Consider the following 16756-nt stretch of genomic DNA (forward strand, 5'->3'; position numbering starts at 1 on the left):
CTCAGGGGCCCGCCGGGCCGGCGAAGGCGGGTTGTTCCTTGAAGCGCTGGTCAAGGTGGATGGACGCGCCGAGGCGGTCAAGGGTGCGGCGAGCTCGTGAGAGGGGATGGTCGGGGAACTGCTCGTCCCAACGCCGGTCATCCGCATGGTTGCGAGGAAGGCCCCCTCGGACGCCAGGGGCGTAGGCGTGTTGGGCCCACCCGGTCATGGGGTCGCCGGAGTTCGCGCCGCCGTTCTGCGCCAGAAACCCATCGAGCAGGACGGCTTCACGCATGCCGGTGACAGGGCCCTCGAATGCCTGGACCCGAAGGACGACGCTGCAGTTCGCCCTGGGGACGATGAAGGAGCCGATGAAGACGAGGCCGGTCTGCCGGTCGGGGTCGCGCAACTTGACGATCTGCCGGACGGCCGGGACGCCGTCAAGTGTGATCACGTCCAGTTCGACCAAGCCTCCGCCCTGGGCGGCCGTGTTCGCGCTCGTGGCCTCGCGCAGTTGCTGGAGGTCCTCAAGGGCGGCGGGCAGGTCGGGGACGAGCGGGAAGTAGTTCAGGAGGGCCGCGTCGCCATCCGAATCCGTCCAGGCGTCGGCCCGCACCTGCTGCCAGGCCGAAGCGTCGAACTGCAACGGCATCATGTCGCCGGCCGAATCCGAGGTCCGCGGCTGTGCGTCATCCCGCTTGCCAAACCATCGCTTCACGGTCGAAGAGTAGCGAATCAGTGCACTTCCGGCGGTAAGGACCACGACGTCCCGTCAGGCCCGGAGTACCAGGCCATCTGCTCTGTCGCGTTGGCTGTGACTCCGAACCGCGACCAGTCCGGACGACCGAGTTCCTCCCACATCCCATATGCCGTCTCGACCAGATCCCAGAGCGCGCGGAGGCCACCTTGCTCGACGCGACGGCGTCCGCGAGCGTCGGCGGGATAGACCTCCGCCCATGACCCGTCGGACGCGGCGAGTCCGAAGAGCTGGAACCCGTCCTCGTGCGCGGCCCAGTAGGGCGAAGCGTCGCCGAGCTGCAGCTGCGCCATGAATGCGAACGCCGGGTCGTCCAGGACGCCGGGGGCGACCTCCGTTTCGCGCATGTCCCCGGCCTCGGGATAGTGGGGTTCGGCCGTGGGCTTCAAAGACCGTGCGGGCATGAATCCCGCCCACCTCGGCAGATAGAGGCCGGACGCCGTGCCGTCCTGGCCGACCTTGGCAAGAACCATCGCTCCTCCAAGCCCACCAGCGACGTTGGCGAGGATGAGCCCGCCCGGCCGGGTCTGGCTGATCCAGCTGGACGGAATGTTGGGGAATGCGCAGGTCCCGATCACACGGTCGCAAGGCGCTGAGTCGGGGAAGCCGTCGCGCCCGTCGACGGCCGCCAGCGTCGGTTGATACCCGAGCCCGGCGAGTCGCTCCCGCGCGTCAGCGACCAACCGGCCGTCGATATCGACCGATGTGACATTGCCAGAGCCAAGACGTTCGCTCAGGAGCGCGGCGTTGTAGCCGGTGCCTGTCCCGATCTCCAGCACGGTCATGCCGTCGGCGACGTCCAAGGCGTCCAGCAGTCGTGCCATGAGCCCCGGCGCTGTGGACGAACTGGTCCACGCGCCACCGCGGCTCCCATCGGCGAGGGCAACTTCGACGGGCACACCTCTGACCTGGGTGATCAGGGTCTCGTCGGAGTAGACGCCGTCGAGCCATCGCTCCCGCTGCTCGGGGTCGTCCCCACTGACCAGCGTGTACCGGACGCCATCACGGGTGTGCTCGTACCGGGCATAGTGCGGAACGAACACATGCCGCGGAACCCGCGCGAAGGCCCGCCGCCAAGCGGCATCAGTGATGTCGCCACCCTCTGCGAGCCGATCAGCCAGCGCGGCTGCACGCCGACCGGCGTCCGCGTCGATACCGGATCGGGTCATCGCTCACCCCTTCGAGAAACGACAGTGACACCAGGGAAGCCTGATGTGGGTCGACGGTCAGGTGTCGGGCTTGGCGGTTCGGTGTCGGTCGGCGCGACGGGCGAGCGTGTCGACGATGCGGCGCCAGGCCGGTGATTCCCTGAGGATCAGGGAGAAGATCGGTGTCGGGTTCTCTGGCCTGCTGCTGTTGCCTTCGTGTGCGACCTCCCATGCTTCCAGGTCGTTGATGAGTCGATCCACGCGTGGATCGTGCGGATCCCAGTCGACCGATTGATCACATGCGAGGTAGAGGCGCATCTTCTCGGGGTCGTCGAAGCCGGCGTTCTTGTCCCGGATCCACTGCGACACCGCGTCCGGGTCCGATGCCTGCATCAGGATCGACCAATCGCGCTCGAGCCGGACCGTCCGTTCGCTGACTCCGAGACCGCGCAGCCGGTTCAGTATGGCGACCATCTCGGGTGGCAGGACGAGCTCTTCGCCGCTTGCCAGTTGGGCGATGCGGCGGCGATGTTCGGTGAGCTGGTCGATCTTGGCCTGTAGCGCGTTGTCGATGTCGGTGATGGCGGCCGCGAACTCGGCTGGTTGTGTGTGCAACAGTGCGTCGATGTGGGCGAGTGGTACTCCGGCATCCGCAAGAGTCCTGATCCGGACGAGATCCACTGCTGCCTGCGCGTTGTAACGGCGGTAGCCGGAGGCGTCACGTTCAGGCTCGGGCAACAGGCCGATCTGGTGGTAGTGGCGGACGGTGCGCACGGTCACGCCGGCGGTCGCTGCGAGCTGGCCGATCGTGAGCACCGCCTGCCTCCGCTCATCGGGAAACGTGGCCAAGCCGAGCCTAGGCGTGAGCCGCACGGTCGACGACGTCCCGGATCGCCTGGACCACGACATCGGGGCGCGTGAAGCACAGCTCGTCGTGGCCGACATCGGCGACGACGCGATGTTCCCCGAACGACACCGCGCTGACCACGGCCGCTGCCATCTTCCTCATGCCCTCGTGTATCGCACGCATTGTCTGCTCCGACATCGACGCTTCGGTGCCCTCGCAGGTGAGCGTGACCACCGGTACGTCGGGGATGTCCGGCCCGGCACGCAGTTCGTCGGCGAGTGCGACCAAGCTGCCCCGCTCGGCCATGCCGACCCGGAGCCATTCATCGCTGACATGGGCTTCGATCAGCGCTCGCCGCATGTGCTGCGGGTAGTCCGCCATCAGTTCGGTGAACCTCTCGCGTAGGGCTGGACGCATCTGCCGGATCTGCTCGGGACCGGGTGCCGACTGCTGGTCGGCGGCCGGGCTCGCCGCGACGGGCATGAAGTCCTGCCAGTCGCGATGAAAGCCGTCCAGCCAGACCAGTCCAGCCACCTCCCGTGGGTACAACTGCGTGAACCGGTGTGCGTAGGCTCCGCCGAGGGAGTGCGCGACCAGGACGTATGGGGCGGCGAGGCCTTGGGCATCCAGCAATTCGTGCAGTTCCGTCGCGACCTCGGCGGCAGTGCGCGGCAGCGGGACGGGATCGCTGTACCCGCTGCCGCCCCGGTCGTACACCACGGCGGTGCAGAACTGCGAAACCCCTTGCTGGACGGCGAAATAGTCCAGACCGACCGCGCCCGCACTCGGCAGGAACACAATGGCTGGCCCGCCACTGCCCAACCGATGGATGAATACGCGGCGACCGTCGAGCTCCTGGAACCCGCCGATCGGCGGGGCGGGCCGAGCTGCGGAAGCGATGTCTTTCGTCATGGGCTAAGGCTGCAACCCCGACGCAGCGTCAGGGGCAAGCCCTTCCCGTCATCCCGACCTAACGTCCGGCCCCGGCCGCCACACCTTGAGATCGAACACGGCATTCCGTTGAGCAGCGGACCATCCCCGCGTCCACAGGACACGTTCGCCTGTCGCGACCTTTGCGGCCATCGCTCCCGAGGCTTCCGAGGCGGAAGGGAGACGGGGTGGGGCCGGTAGCGCCGGTCCACCCCGGCTCGTCAGACCAGTTCGGTGGCGACTGGGGCTGGTGTGGCGGCGGGGTCGGTGGTGGGGCGTTCGCGGCTGCTCAACGCCATGATGACGATGGCGCCGATCCCGAGAGCCGCGCCGATCCAGGCAACCGAGGCGTAGGCGAAACCGGCGTTGATGGCGGTTCCACCGAGCCAGGGGGCGGCGGTGTTGCCGACGTTGTAGGCGGCGACGGTGGTGCCGCCCGCCAAGGTGGGCGCCGCACCGGCCAGGGCGTAGGCGCGGACGTTGAGCGAAGGGGTGACGACGAAGCCGAACAGGCCCAGCATGAAGACCAGCACGGTCACCGCGACCGGATGCGCGGCGGTCAGGGCCAGCAGGATCGAGGCGACGACCAGACCGGCTCCGCCGACCAGCACGGTCGCACGCGGACGGGAGTCGGCGACTCGTCCGCCGATGGTGATGCCGATCAGCGCGCCGACGCCGAACAGGCCGAGAATCAGCGGAACGGCGTCGGCCGACAGGTGGGTGGTGCGTTCCAGCAGGGTGCCCAGGTAGCCGAAGGTGACGATGACCGAGCCCGAGGCCAGGGCGATGGTGGCATAGGTGGCCCACAGTCGCGGGTTGCCGAGCGCCCGCATTTCGTGGACGGCGCGCGAGGCGGTCGTCGCGGTCGAGTGCTGCTTGGGCAGGGCCAGGAAAACACCGACTGCGGCGACTGCGGCGAGCACGGCGACCGCCCAGAACGCCGCACGCCATCCGGCGTGCTGCCCGAGGGCGGTCCCGGCCGGTACGCCGACCACGTTGGCGACGGTCAGTCCGCCCACCACGATCGCGGTGGCACGACCGCGCTTGGACGCGGGGACCAGGCTCATCGCGGTCACGGTCGCCACGCCGGTGAACCCCGCCGCGGCCAGCGCCGCCACCATCCTGGTTCCCAGCAGCGCGCCGAACACCGAGACCGACGCGCCGACGACGTGCGCCACCACGAACACCGCGAGGAACGCGGTCAACGCGAGGCGGCGCGGCACGCGCAGGGTGGCCAGCGCCAGGGTGGGGGCGCCCACGACCATCCCCACCGCGAAGGCCGAGATCAGCAGCCCGGCGGTGGGGATGGACACGTGCAGGTCGGCGGCCATGGCGGGCAGCAGGCCGGCCAGCATGAACTCCGAGGTGCCCAGCGCGAACACCGCCAGGCCCAGTAGATAGACGGCAAGAGGCATGAGGGGTCCCACTCCAGTTCTGGATCAATCACTTCAAAATGAGGGATGCGAAAAGCCGCGGCCTCGCGGCCGCGGTTTCAGAACAGTCGAAGCGCGCTGCGCGCGATGGCCTCCAGTGCCGTCCGGTCGGCGCCGCTCTGGGCGACCACGCGGATCCCGGCGACGGTGGCGTTGACGAAGTGGGCCAGCTCGCCCGGGTCGCGGTCCGCGGGGATCTGCCCCTCGGCCCGCGCCAGTGCGAACACCGTCCGGAACACCGCCATCCGCCGGTCGTAGTCCCGGGCGAGCAGTCCGGCGATCTCCGGGTCGCGCGGAGCCAGTTCCAGGCTGGTGTTGATCGCGAAGCAGCCCAGCCGGTCCCCGGCCTCGTCGTCGATCACCTGCTCCAGCACCGTCGCCACCTTCTGGCGTACCGGTGCGCGCGCCTCCAGGACTTCGGCCTGCACCGCCGACATCTCCTCCAGGTAGCGCCGCAGTGCTCGCAAGAACAACTCCCGCTTGCCGTGGAAGGTGTTGTAGAAGCTGCTGGGGTTCAGGCCCGTGGCCCGGCAGAGGTCCTGGGTGGAGGTCGCCTGGTAGCCATGGGCCCAGAACGCGCGCATCGCGGCGTCGATCGCCCGGTCCTCGTCGAAGCTCCGCGGTCTGGCCATGCACGGACCCTAGCAGGTTTTGAACCAAACACTTCAAAACTCCGGCCCGTCCAACCGCCGACGGGGAGGGCGGGCGGTGTTAGGTGGGCTTGTGGCGGGCGCGGTAGGCGGATGCTTTGGCGCGGTTGCCGCAGGCTCGCATGTCGCACCACCGGCGGGTGCCCCGGTGTGAGGCGTCGGCGTACATGTGTGATGGATGCATCACGGGGTCATCCCAACTGCTTGACCGATGCCACGAGGCTTCGGAAGCTGGCCGGCTCGAGCGTGAGTGCTCCAGCGTCGGGGCACTTGCTGTCTCGCAGAGCTACCTGGCCAGGCACGCTGGCGACCTCCACGCATTCGCCGCCGTTGGGTGCGCTGTGCCTGCTCTTGCGCCACATCACAGGCGGAGCTCCCACTTCGACGCACTCACCGCCGTTGGTTCCGCTGTGACTACTTCGCCGCCATTCGAGCTGGACCAGGGCCATCGCTCGTCACCTCGTTCGCTTGATGGAGTCCACAAGCGTGCGGAAGCTGGCGAGGCCGGGCTCGAGCACCCCGCCGTCGGGGTCCTTGCTGTCCCGCAGCGCGACTCGACGATGCGTGCCAGCGACCTCCACGCAGTTGTCGCCGCTCTCGTTGCTCTTCGACGCCTTGCGCCATCCTGAGGGCGGGACTGCTCCGACCTCGATGCAGTTGTCACCTGATTCGCTGCTGTGGGAAGCCTTGCGCCAGTTCATCTGTCCCGGAGGCATTGCTGGGTCATCCCAACTGCTTGACCGATGCCACGAGGCTTCGGAAGTTGGCCGGCTCGAGCGTGAGTGCTCCGGCGTCGGGGCGCTTGCTGTCTCGCAGCGCCACCCGGCCGCGCGCGTCAGCGACTTCAACGCAGTTGGCACCGTCCTCGTTGCTGCGTGAAGCCTTGCGCCACACAGAGCTCGGCACAGCACCTACCTCGACGCAGTTGTCACCGGCATCACTGCTGCGAGAGGACTTCCGCCATGTCACCTGACTCAGATCCATCGCTCGTCAATCACCTTCCTGATGAGAGACCGCGTATCACGGACGTTGAAGGCTTCGGCCTGCAATCTTGCGAAGGTCTCATTGAGAATCGCCAGGTCAGCAGGACTGGATGATGTCTCGCCGCCAAATGCCTTCATTGTGTACCCTAGCTCTTTTTGATCAGCTTGGGTGGCCGCGGCAAACACGGTCCAGAGGGCGCGAACGTAGACCACTGGAAGTATCTGGATGGTGATGTTGGGTCTGAGAGACAGTTCGTGCAGCATTTCGAGCTGCTCGTGCATCGTCTCTCGCTCTCCGATCTGCCGATAGAGGATGCTCTCGTCCATCACCGAATGGACCGCCGGTGGGGGATCGTGAGACAAGATCTCCTGCCGCTTCATGCGCGCGAGTACCTTGCTTCTGTCCAGCAGCAGTGCGGAGGCGTACGCCTCGGTCTGGAAGAGTCCGTAGACCTGCCGGTCCTCGAAGGAACGGAGCATGCTCGCTGTGGCTTCGGCACGCGGGAAGTTGCCGAAGTAGGCGGGGTAACGGCCGGCTTTGAACTCTTGGAGAAGGTCATCCCACGCCCGGACGATCTCGCCCTTCGCATCAAGTGCCTCATCAAGGCGTGCGGCGAAGTCGCTTCGGCAGCGCGTGCGTCCGGTCTCCACCAGGCCGACGTAGCTGCGCGACACGCTCGTTCGCCTGGCCAGTTCCATCTGGTTGAGGTTCCTTGCCAGGCGAAGCTGTCGAACTCCCTGGCCGAAGCTGAGCAGTACCGGATCGATCCTGTGCTCGGGCATCCACGACCACCGTTCGGCTAGTGCCTTGCTAACGGATGCGAGTGAGTTGTTGGTGCTCGCCGGTTGTCACGGAACGCTACGCCGCCGCGTGGCTGGATGAGTACACATTCGGCAACTCTGCGTGAGGGAAGTCGCGAGGGGTGTACATGAGCAGGGAAAACGATCAGTGTGTGGCAGCGGCGGTGGCCGAAGTCGTGGTGGAGGCGTGCGGGGAGTCGATCAAGGAAGTGCGGGATTTCGTGGCGGAATGGTTCGATGCCCACGAATTCGCGTCCGACCTGGTCTACGTTGCGCGGACGGTGGTCTCGGAGCTCGTCACCAACGCGCTCCAGCACGGCTGTGACCCCGGTGACCCGATCACGGCGCGTGTGCTGCTCTCGGACGCGGGTCCCGTGATCGAGGTAGAGGACGGTTCGGACGTTCAGCCCGTTGTACAGGCCCTCACCCTGGACGAGACGACCGGGCGGGGGCTGGCCATGGTCGAGCTCATGACGCTCGCGTGGGGCGTCCGGCCGCGTGGGGGCGGCGGCAAGGTCGTGTTCGCGGTGCTGGAGGTCGAGTGACCGGGCGCATTCTCCTTCTGCACGTCCTGCGCGAGGTGTTTCCGCAGTGGGACGTCTTCGTGGACGATCGCTCGGTCTGGCGTGCGGTGGGTGTCGTGCTGGTCAGCGCGTCGTCCGCCGAAGCGCTCGCGGACGTTCTCGTTCGTGCTGATCCCGAGGCCGCCCGCGCGTGGGCCGCTGTCGAGGCGAGTGCGAGCAGCCCGTAGTCGCCGCGCGGGCGGTGTGGTGGCCGGACGGCGGAGGTCGTCCCTTGGGTTGCCGAGTATTGGCTGGTCAGGTGGCCATTGCGCCGTTGTGGCGCTGGCTGAGTTCGGTCAGCGCCGCGACGTCTGGATCGTCTGAGGACTTCAGCGCCGGTAGCTGACCGCCGCCGCGGTCGACCAGGACGATGGCAGTGGCGAGGAACCCCTCCATGAGGGACCGGAGGACCACGTGGTTCGAGCGCATGTATCGGCGGACGAGAGCGTCCACGAACGCGCTGAAGACCTCAAGGTCGATCTCGCACTCGTCAGCCTGCATCGGGCCAAGGCCTGACGGAAGGCGGGTGAGCGTGGAGAACGACTCCGCCGCCCGCAGGAAGACTTGAGCGACGCCTGTCGCGGGGTTCCACAGGACGCGTTCGTCGATCTGAAAGTACTGGCTCATTCGCCTCCTCGCCGCCGATCTCCCGGCGGCGTGCGTCGCGTGGTCAATCCGGGCAGGTAGGCGGCCTAACATCCCGTCGCCCGGGCGGTGCGGTGGCCGGGCGGCGGGGGTGATGTCAGCGGCGGTTGTCGACCTGGGCGCCGGCCTCGCCGTAGACGAAGCCTTGCGTTCCCTGGATGAAGTCGGACGGGAAGCCTGGTGTGAAGCCGGACGCGTCGTTCAGTCGCTGGACGACGTCCGATTCGAGCGTCAGGTTGAGGACGCCCAGGTTGTCGGTCAGTTGCTCGGCCGTCCGGGCTCCGATGATCGGGTGCACGGATGGTGAGCTGGCGCGGACCCAGGCCAGAGCGACCTGAGCGCTCGTCGCTCCCAGCTCGTCCGCCACCTCGCCGACCGTCTTGGCGACGGCCAGGTCGTGTTCGCTGACCTGGCTCGGGTTCAGGCGGGTGCGGGTCGCGGTGCCGGTGTTGTACTTGCCGGACAGGATGCCGTTCGCCAGCGGACTCCAGGCGGCGACGCTCAGGCCGAAGTGCTCGGCCATGGGCAGCAGCTCGGTCTCGATGTCGCGCTTCAACAGGCTGTAGGGCACCTGCAGGCCGGCGAAAGGCGTCCAGCCACGCCATTCGGCGAGCGTGTTGGCGCGGGAGACCACCCAGGACGGTGCGTCCGAGATGCCGATATAGAGAACCTTGCCCTCGCGGACGGCGTCGTCCAGCGCACGCATCGTCTCCTCGAGGGGTGTGTTGCGGTCCCAGATGTGCGCCCAGTAGACGTCGATGTGGTCGGTGCGCAGGCGGCGCAGGCTGGTTTCCAGGGAAAGGCGCAGGTTCTTGCGGTGGTTGCCCGCCGCGTTCGGGTCCGCGCGGTCGCGGGAGACCGTGTACTTGGTCGCGAGGACGAACCGGTCGCGGCGTCCGGCGAGGAGTTCTCCCAGGTACTCCTCGCTCGCGCCGTCGCGGTAGTTGATGGCGGTGTCGACGACGTTGCCGCCCGCGTCGGCGTAGGCGTCGAAGACGCGGCGGCTCTCGTCGAGGGATGCGCCGGGGCCGTCCGGGTCCCCGAACGTCATCGCGCCGAGGAACAGTTCGGACACGCGTAGGCCGGTCTGGCCGAAGAGTCGGTATCGCACAGGGCAGACGCTAGCCGTGCAGACCGCATTCGGAACGGGGGAGGAAGTGGCGACTTATGGCCGCTCTCTGCTTCAGCCCGCGGGGAGGGTGTCCCGGAGGGCCTTCACCGCGGCGGTCGGGGCGTAGTCGTCGGGAACGCCGTCGACCAGGATGATGTCGCCCTCGATGTGCCGCGACCGCAGCGGCGCGATCGCGCGGTAGGCGGGGGAGTCCCACCAGGTCCGAGCGCTGACGGCGTCGGGGAAGCCGATCATCACGACGCTTCCGGTCCACTCGCCCTCAAGAACCTGGTGCTGCGCGACGTGGACGAGGTAGCGGCCGCCGTGCGGCTCGAACGTCGACGGCAGGCGCTCGATGTACTCGGCGATGTCGGCGTGCGGGGTGGCGTCCTGCAGGTGGGCGATGACGTAGGCGGTCACGGTGTCCTCCGGGTGTTTCGTGCGGGTGTGTCACTGATCTTGCCGATCCGGCTGCGGCGTGGCGATGACCCGGCAGGTAATGAGGAGCATGAGGTGGACGGTCCGAAGCCGCTGAACTAGTGTCTGGACATGTGTCTAGGGAAATGGCGACCGAGTCCACGCGGCGGCGGCTGACCTCGCGGCAGGCCGAGACGGTGCGGAGGCTGACCGAGGCCGCGGTGGACGAGGTCCGTGAGGTCGGGTTCGACGGGCTGACCGTCCGGAACGTCGCCCGGCGGGCCGGGGTGGCGCCGGCGACGGCCTACACGTACTTCGCGTCCAAGAACCACCTGGTCACCGAGGTGTTCTGGCGGCGGCTCAGTGCGTTGCCCGAGGCGGACGGCACGCCTGGACGCGGACGCGTCGTCGAGGTCCTGCGGGAGATCGCGCTCCTGGTCTCGGACGAGCCGGAACTGGCCGCAGCCTGTACGGCGGCGATGCTCGGCACCGATCCGGATGTCCGCGAGCTGCGGCTGAAGATCGGGATCGCGATCCGCGGACGGCTCCAGAACGCGCTCGGGTCGGACGACCAGAAGATCCTGGGGGCGTTGGAGCTGGCTTACTCGGGGGCGCTCGTGCACGCGGGGATGGGCTACACCTCGTACGCGCGCGTGGCCGATCGACTGGAAGAGATGGCGGAGCTGATCCTGCCCGACTCCTAAGCGAGGTGGCGGCTGTGGACCCCTCCTACAGCCCGTACGACTACGCCGTTCACGAAGACCCCTACCCCCTGTACGCGCGGTTGCGGGACGAGAAACCGCTGTACCGCAACGACGAACTCGACTTCTGGGCGCTGTCCAGGCACGCGGACGTCGCCAAAGCGTTCCGCGACTTCTCGACGTTCTCCAACCGCAACGGCGTCTCGCTGGAACCGAGCGCCTGGGGCCCGTTCGCGCGCCGGACGATGTCCTTCCTCGCCCTCGATCCGCCCAAGCACACCCGCATGCGCGCGTTGGTCTCCAAGGGCTTCACTCCGCGCCGCGTCGAGCAGATGACCGACGACATCAGAGCCCTGACCAGGCGCTATCTGAACGAGGCCCTGAACGGCGGCGAATGCGACTGGGTGACAGACTTCGCCGGACGCCTCCCCATGGACGTGATCTCCCAGATGATCGGCGTTCCGGAGGCCGACCGGGACGAGGTGCGGCGGCTCGCCGACCTGGTCGTCCACCGCCAGGACGGCCTGCACGACGTCCCACCGGCAGGCATGGAGGCCGCGCTCACGCTCATCGGCTACTACCAAGACCTGGTCGCGGCCAAGCGCGGACACCCCGGCGACGACCTGACCTCGGCCCTCCTCGACGTCGAGACCGACGGCGACCGCTTGGACGACAAGGAACTCATCGCCTTCCTCTTCCTCATGGTCGTCGCCGGGAACGAGACGACCACCAAACTCCTCGCCAACGCCCTGTACTGGGGTTCCCGCAACCCCGACCAGCTGCGCAAACCGTTCGACGACCCCGGTCGCGTGGACGACTGGGTGGACGAGACCCTCCGCTACGACACGTCCTCACAAATGATCGGCCGGACGGTAGCCAAGGAGGTCGACCTGCACGGCACGACCGTCCAAGCGGGCGAACGCGTACTGCTACTCGTCGGATCGGCCAACCGCGACCCACGAGTCTTCGACCGCGCCGACGAGTACGACCTCGACCGCGACACGTCCCAGCTGGTCAGTTTCGGCGGCGGACGGCACTTCTGCCTGGGCGCGAACCTGGCCCGCCTGGAAGCGCGCATCGCCCTCACCGAACTCGTCCGACGCATCAAGTCCTTCGAGGTGGACGAGGCGAACGCGCGACGCGTCCACTCCATCAACGTGCGCGGGTTCGCGAGCCTGCCCGTCCGATGGGAGGCCAGGTAGATGCCCAGATTCGAGCCGCACCCCACCCGCAGGCCCGCAGTGGTGACGGGCGCTTCGTCCGGAATCGGAGCCGCCACGGCAACAGCACTCGCGATGGACGGACACCCCGTGGCGCTCGGGGCGCGAAGAACGGACAGATGCGAAGAGCTGGCCGCGACGATCCGCGCGGGCGGCGGCGAAGCGTTCGCGCACCCACTGGACGTGGGCGACGGCGACTCGGTCAAGGCCTTCGCCCAAGCAGCGGCAGAGCACCTGGGCGCGATCGAGGTGGTGGTCTCAGGCGCGGGCGACCTCCAAGCCCAGCAACTCCACGCACTCGACTCGGACGAGTTCGCCGCACAGATCAACATCCACCTCGTCGGCGCGCACCGGATGGTGTCGGCGTTCGTCCCCGGCATGGTCGAACGCCGACGCGGCGACATCGTGTTCATTTCGTCCGATGTCGTCCGTTCGCCCCGAACCCGTATGGGCGCGTACACCGCGGCGAAGAACGGTGTCGAAGGCATGGCCCGCCAGATGCAGATGGAACTCGAAGGCACGGGCGTGCGCGCGAGCCTCGTCCGGCCAGGCCCGACGTCCACGGACATGGGCATGAACTGGGACCCCGAGACCACCGGCAAGGTCCTGGACGACTGGGTCAAATGGGGACACGCCCGTCACCCGTACTTCCTGCGCCCCTCCGACGTCGCCGCTGCCGTGACCGCGGTCATCGGAACACCAAGAGGCGCGCATCTCTCGCTGATCGAGGTCCAGCCTGAAGCACCGCTGGAGGAGAAGTGACGATCCCGATCGTGTCGGGCGGCCCCGACCACCTGGAAGAACTCCGCCGGGACCCGATCGCGCTGATGCGGCGCGTCCGGGACGAGTGCGGTGACGTGGGCGAATTCCGGATCGGCGGACGCCGCGTCGTGCAGCTGACCGGAGCCGAGGTCAACGAGTTCTTCTTCCGCGCCCCGGACGAGGACCTCGACCAGGCCGAGGCCTACCCCTTCATGACGCCGATCTTCGGCGAGGGCGTCGTCTTCGACGCGACGCCCGAGCAGCGCCGCGAAGCCCTGCACAACCAGGCCCTCAAGGGCTCCTTCCTCAAGGGCCACGCCGCGACGATCGCCGACGAGGTCGGCCGGATGGTCGCCGGGTGGGGCGACGAGGGCGAGATCGACCTGCTCGACTGGTTCGCCGAGCTGACCATCTACACCTCGTCCGCGTGCCTGATCGGACGGAGGTTCCGCGAGCAGCTCGACCACCGGTTCGCCGAGCTGTACCACGATCTCGAACGCGGCACCGACGCGATCGCCTACGTCGACCCGTACGCGCCGATCGAGAGTTTCCGCAGACGGGATGCGGCGCGCGCGGAGCTGGTGCGGCTCGTCCAGGAGATCATGGACGGCCGGGACCCGCACCCGCCGCGCGAGGACCGCGATCTGCTCGACGTCCTCCTGTCGATCCGCGACGGGACGTCGAAGTTCAGCGCCGACCAGGTCACCGGCATGTTCATCTCGATGATGTTCGCCGGGCACCACACCTCGTCCGGCACGGCCGCCTGGACGCTGATCGAGCTGCTCCGCAACCCCGACGTCCTACACGAGACCACCAAAGAACTCGACGACCTCTACGCCGACGGACGAGACGTCAGCTTCCAGGCGCTCCGCGCGATCCCGCGCCTCGAATCGGCCGTCAAAGAGGCCCTGCGCCTGCACCCACCCCTGATCCTCGTCCTCCGAGTCGCGCAACGTGAACTCGAAGTCCAAGGCCACAAGATCACCCCAGGGACCATGGTCGGCTGCTCCCTCGCGATCTCGAACCGCATCCCCGAGGACTTCCCCGACCCCGACGCCTTCGTCCCCGGACGCTACGCATCACCCAGGGAAGAAGACCTGCTCAACCGCTGGACGTGGGTCCCGTTCGGCGCGGGACGGCACCGCTGCGTCGGAGCGAACTTCGCGATGATCCAGCTCAAGGCGATCTTCTCCGTGCTCCTCCGCGACTGGGAGTTCGAACTCGCCCAGCCGCCCGGGACGTACCGGAACGACCACTCCAAGATGGTCGTCCAGCTCGCGCGCCCGTGCGTCGTCCGGTACCGGAGGCGGCGATGAGGGTCGAAGTCGACCTCGACCTGTGCCAGGGCCACGCGATGTGCGAACTCGAAGCGCCGGACGTCTTCGAGGTGCCCAGGAAAGGCCAGGTCCGCATTCTCGATCCCGAGCCGGGCAGGGAGCACCGCGACGAGGTCGCGGCGGCCGTCCGGTTCTGCCCGACCCGGGCCCTACGGATGGAGGCGTGATGCCCGCTTTCCCCCGAACCGAACTGGACGCGATGGTCGAGCACTGGCTGGAGGCCAACCGGCGCTGCGAGGCGGCGGGGGACTGGCGCCCGCTGGCCGACCTCTACACCGAGGACGCCACCTACGGCTGGAACGTCGGCCCCGGCCAGGACTTCATGGCCGTCGGACGCGACCAGATCCGCGACGTCGCGCTCGGCGCCGAGATGGGCGGGCTCGACGGCTGGACCTACCCCTACCAGGCGATTCTCGTGGACGAGCGGCGCGGCGAGGTCGTCGGCTTCTGGAAGCAGGTCGCCGACGCCAAACGCCCCGACGGCACGCCGTACGAGGTCGCCGGGATCGGCGGAAGCTGGTTCCGCTACGCCGGGGACATGCGCTGGTCCTGGCAGCGCGACTGGTTCGACCTCGGCAACGTCACGTCCGTCTTCGTCGAGATGATGAAGTCCGGGACCCTGTCGGACGGCATGCGACGCCGCCTCGACAGGGCCTCCTCCAGGGAACCGGTGCCCGGCTACTACCCGCGCGGCACGGCCCCCGCTCCGATGTGGTGAACGATCCGCCCCTGGTCGAGGACGAGCCGTGACCCGGTGAAGCGCGACCGCATCCGCCGGTCGTGCGTGACGACGACGAGCGCGCCCTGGTATCCGGCCAGCGCGCCCTCCAGTTCCTCGACGAGGACGGGGGACAGGTGGTTGGTCGGCTCGTCGAGCAGCAGCAGGTCGGCGGGGTCGGCGACGAGCCGGGCCAGCTCGATCCGCCGCCGCTGCCCGTAGGACAGCTCACCGACGCGTCGTCCCAGGTCGGACGGCTCGAACAGGCCGAGCGACAGCAGGGTGTCGGCATGCTCGTCCAGGTCTCCGGGCCGTCCGTGCGCGAACGCGCGGAGCACGCTCATCGTGGGCGGCCAGGGGACCTCGTCCTGCCGGAGATGTCCGATCCGCTTCGGCCGGACGACCGTGCCCTCGTCCGGCTTCAACTCACCGGCGAGGATTCTGAGCAGCGTGGACTTGCCCGCGCCGTTCGGACCCGTGACGAGCAGACGCTCGCCCGGCCCGATCCGCAGGGACGGCACGTCCAGGCGCTCACCGACACGGACATCGGCCAGCGCGGCGACGGTGTCGTCGCCCGCCGCCCGCACCTCGGCAGTGAACGACAGCGGGTCGGCGGGCGGCGCGACCGGATTCGCTGTTAGCCGCTCGACGCGCTCCTTGGCGATGCGGATGCGGCTCATCGCGCCGTGCGCTGGTCCGCGCATACGGAATCCACCGTGACCGAAACCCGCCTTCGCCATCTTGCGCGGGATCGCGTCCATGCGCGCCACGTTGGTGGTGACCAGGCCGCGGTTGCGCCGGATCTCGTGCCTCCATTCCTCATATTCGCGCAGGCGGCGGGCGCGTTCCGCTTCCTTGGCGGTCAGGTAGCCGGCGTACCCGTTGCCGTACCGGACGACCTTGCCCGCCTCGACCTCCAGGACCGTCGTGGTCAGCCGGTCGAGGAACACCCGGTCGTGGGTGACCGCGACGACCGTCCCGCGATGCGCGCGCAGGTGGTCCTCGAGCCAGGCGACGGCCTGGTCGTCCAGGTCGTTGGTCGGCTCGTCCAGCAGGAGCAGCTCGGGCGCGGCGGCGAGGACACCGGCGAGAGCGAGCCGCGACCGCTCCCCGCCCGACAACGTGCCGAGGGGACGCGAGCGGTCGAGACCGGGCAGGCCGAGGCCGTGCAGCGCGACGTCCACGCGGGCGTCGGCGTCGTAACCTCCCCGCGCCTCGAACCGTTCCTGCAGGTCGCCGTACAGATCGAGCAAGGACGGATCGTCCGCGAGCCGTTCCTCGACGGCCCGCATCCGCGCCTCGATCGCGCGCAGGTCGGCCAGCGCGAGGTCGATCGCCTCCTGGACGGTCGCGTGCGCGGGCATCGCGAGCGTCTGCGGCAGGTAGCCGACACCGCCGTCCGCGACGACGGTCAGCTCGCCGTTGTCGGCGCGCTCACGCCCGGCGAGCAGCCTGAGCAGTGTGGACTTTCCGGTTCCGTTGTCGCCGATGACGCCGACCTTCTCGCCGGGCTTGACGGTCAGTTCGACGTCGCTGAGGACGACACGGTCGGAGTAGCGCTTGGTGACATGACGAAGGGTGAGTTGCGCGGTGCGCAAGAAGAACTCCTGAGACTCTGATCGACAGGGACGCGTCGGAGCACGTTCCGCGGCGGAGCTGCAGCGCTCAACGCGGCGGACACGTGTCGATCAGAGAAAAATCAGTGAACCCATCGCCGTCAACGTAAACAGAGATCGCCAACCCGCGCAAGGTAT

General features: G+C 68.3%; 23 protein-coding genes. 8 read left to right on the top strand and 15 right to left on the bottom strand.

Translation table 11 applies throughout. The features are described from left to right. Nucleotide 1: 1 nt before the first annotated feature. The 11 genes from AB0L06_RS38565 to AB0L06_RS38615 form a co-directional block, all read right to left on the bottom strand. Nucleotides 2-697 (bottom strand): hypothetical protein, encoded by a 696-nt coding sequence (locus tag AB0L06_RS38565; RefSeq protein ID WP_500236167.1) that lies wholly within the window; start codon nt 695-697, stop codon nt 2-4. Nucleotides 698-714: 17 nt separating this feature from the next. After that, nucleotides 715-1905, bottom strand: a complete 1191-nt coding sequence (gene tgmC, locus AB0L06_RS38570) for an ATP-grasp peptide maturase system methyltransferase (protein WP_500236168.1) — start codon at nt 1903-1905, stop codon at nt 715-717. Nucleotides 1906-1962: 57 nt separating this feature from the next. Next, nucleotides 1963-2700: a MerR family transcriptional regulator gene (locus tag AB0L06_RS38575; protein ID WP_500236169.1), complete on the bottom strand. Its 738-nt coding sequence runs from the start codon at nt 2698-2700 to the stop codon at nt 1963-1965. A gap of 40 nt (nt 2701-2740) precedes the next feature. Further along, the gene (locus tag AB0L06_RS38580) at nt 2741-3643 is read right to left on the bottom strand and encodes an alpha/beta hydrolase (RefSeq protein ID WP_500236170.1); all 903 of its coding nucleotides are present in this window, start codon (nt 3641-3643) and stop codon (nt 2741-2743) included. A 239-nt stretch (nt 3644-3882) separates the two neighbouring features. Continuing rightward, nucleotides 3883-5076, bottom strand: a complete 1194-nt coding sequence (locus tag AB0L06_RS38585; RefSeq protein ID WP_500236171.1) for a Cmx/CmrA family chloramphenicol efflux MFS transporter — start codon at nt 5074-5076, stop codon at nt 3883-3885. Nucleotides 5077-5153: 77 nt separating this feature from the next. Beyond that, nucleotides 5154-5726 carry a TetR/AcrR family transcriptional regulator gene (locus AB0L06_RS38590; RefSeq protein ID WP_500236172.1) on the bottom strand — a complete coding sequence of 191 codons (573 nt, stop codon included), beginning with the start codon at nt 5724-5726 and terminating at the stop codon, nt 5154-5156. Between the two features lie 79 nt (nt 5727-5805). After that, nucleotides 5806-5928 carry a CGNR zinc finger domain-containing protein gene (locus AB0L06_RS38595; RefSeq protein WP_500236252.1) on the bottom strand — a complete coding sequence of 41 codons (123 nt, stop codon included), beginning with the start codon at nt 5926-5928 and terminating at the stop codon, nt 5806-5808. A gap of 7 nt (nt 5929-5935) precedes the next feature. Continuing rightward, the gene (locus tag AB0L06_RS38600; RefSeq protein ID WP_500236173.1) at nt 5936-6193 is read right to left on the bottom strand and encodes a DUF397 domain-containing protein; all 258 of its coding nucleotides are present in this window, start codon (nt 6191-6193) and stop codon (nt 5936-5938) included. A 6-nt stretch (nt 6194-6199) separates the two neighbouring features. Then, entirely contained in the window at nt 6200-6445 is a 246-nt protein-coding gene (locus AB0L06_RS38605) for a DUF397 domain-containing protein (protein WP_500236174.1), read from the bottom strand. Between the two features lie 22 nt (nt 6446-6467). Beyond that, complete coding sequence (locus AB0L06_RS38610) at nt 6468-6728, bottom strand: DUF397 domain-containing protein (protein WP_500236175.1); 261 nt, start codon at nt 6726-6728, stop codon at nt 6468-6470. After that, entirely contained in the window at nt 6719-7510 is a 792-nt protein-coding gene (locus tag AB0L06_RS38615; RefSeq protein ID WP_500236176.1) for a helix-turn-helix domain-containing protein, read from the bottom strand. The genes AB0L06_RS38610 and AB0L06_RS38615 overlap by 10 nt, the downstream gene beginning before the upstream one ends. Nucleotides 7511-7680: 170 nt before the next feature. Here AB0L06_RS38615 and AB0L06_RS38620 point away from each other — a divergent pair, with 170 nt between their 5' ends. Together AB0L06_RS38620 and AB0L06_RS38625 are read left to right on the top strand one after the other, a co-directional pair. Continuing rightward, nucleotides 7681-8073: an ATP-binding protein gene (locus tag AB0L06_RS38620; RefSeq protein WP_500236177.1), complete on the top strand. Its 393-nt coding sequence runs from the start codon at nt 7681-7683 to the stop codon at nt 8071-8073. Next, entirely contained in the window at nt 8070-8279 is a 210-nt protein-coding gene (locus AB0L06_RS38625; RefSeq protein ID WP_500236178.1) for a hypothetical protein, read from the top strand. The genes AB0L06_RS38620 and AB0L06_RS38625 overlap by 4 nt, the downstream gene beginning before the upstream one ends. 67 nt (nt 8280-8346) lie before the next feature. On the opposite strand, the gene AB0L06_RS38630 is transcribed toward AB0L06_RS38625, so the two are convergent. From AB0L06_RS38630 to AB0L06_RS38640, 3 genes are all read right to left on the bottom strand, one after another. Next, complete coding sequence (locus AB0L06_RS38630; RefSeq protein ID WP_500236179.1) at nt 8347-8718, bottom strand: DUF6086 family protein; 372 nt, start codon at nt 8716-8718, stop codon at nt 8347-8349. Between the two features lie 115 nt (nt 8719-8833). Next, nucleotides 8834-9847 carry an aldo/keto reductase gene (locus AB0L06_RS38635; protein WP_500236180.1) on the bottom strand — a complete coding sequence of 338 codons (1014 nt, stop codon included), beginning with the start codon at nt 9845-9847 and terminating at the stop codon, nt 8834-8836. A gap of 72 nt (nt 9848-9919) precedes the next feature. After that, a complete protein-coding gene (locus AB0L06_RS38640) occupies nt 9920-10267 on the bottom strand; it encodes a DUF1330 domain-containing protein (RefSeq protein ID WP_500236181.1) in 348 nt (115 codons plus the stop codon). A gap of 143 nt (nt 10268-10410) precedes the next feature. Here AB0L06_RS38640 and AB0L06_RS38645 point away from each other — a divergent pair, with 143 nt between their 5' ends. Genes AB0L06_RS38645 through AB0L06_RS38670 form a run of 6 tightly spaced genes read left to right on the top strand, consistent with a single transcriptional unit; the run spans nt 10411 to nt 15002 of the window. Continuing rightward, nucleotides 10411-10968, top strand: coding sequence for a TetR/AcrR family transcriptional regulator (locus AB0L06_RS38645; RefSeq protein ID WP_500236182.1), 558 nt, complete (start codon nt 10411-10413; stop codon nt 10966-10968). A gap of 14 nt (nt 10969-10982) precedes the next feature. After that, nucleotides 10983-12167 carry a cytochrome P450 gene (locus AB0L06_RS38650; RefSeq protein WP_500236183.1) on the top strand — a complete coding sequence of 395 codons (1185 nt, stop codon included), beginning with the start codon at nt 10983-10985 and terminating at the stop codon, nt 12165-12167. Beyond that, on the top strand, nt 12168-12947 hold the full coding sequence (locus AB0L06_RS38655) for an SDR family oxidoreductase (protein ID WP_500236184.1): 780 nt from the start codon (nt 12168-12170) through the stop codon (nt 12945-12947). It begins immediately after the preceding gene. Then, nucleotides 12944-14263: a lanosterol 14-alpha demethylase gene (cyp51, locus tag AB0L06_RS38660; protein WP_500236185.1), complete on the top strand. Its 1320-nt coding sequence runs from the start codon at nt 12944-12946 to the stop codon at nt 14261-14263. Before AB0L06_RS38655 ends, cyp51 begins: the two co-directional genes overlap by 4 nt. Beyond that, a complete protein-coding gene (locus AB0L06_RS38665) occupies nt 14260-14451 on the top strand; it encodes a ferredoxin (RefSeq protein WP_500236186.1) in 192 nt (63 codons plus the stop codon). The genes cyp51 and AB0L06_RS38665 overlap by 4 nt, the downstream gene beginning before the upstream one ends. Then, entirely contained in the window at nt 14451-15002 is a 552-nt protein-coding gene (locus AB0L06_RS38670) for a nuclear transport factor 2 family protein (RefSeq protein ID WP_500236187.1), read from the top strand. Before AB0L06_RS38665 ends, AB0L06_RS38670 begins: the two co-directional genes overlap by 1 nt. On the opposite strand, the gene AB0L06_RS38675 is transcribed toward AB0L06_RS38670, so the two are convergent. Next, nucleotides 14966-16600, bottom strand: a complete 1635-nt coding sequence (locus tag AB0L06_RS38675; RefSeq protein ID WP_500236188.1) for a TlrC/CarA/OleB/SrmB family ABC-F type ribosomal protection protein — start codon at nt 16598-16600, stop codon at nt 14966-14968. The genes AB0L06_RS38670 and AB0L06_RS38675 overlap by 37 nt on opposite strands. Nucleotides 16601-16756: the final 156 nt, after the last annotated feature.

Source organism: Spirillospora sp. NPDC052269 (genome assembly GCF_040679435.1).
Lineage (GTDB): Bacteria > Actinomycetota > Actinomycetes > Streptosporangiales > Streptosporangiaceae > Spirillospora.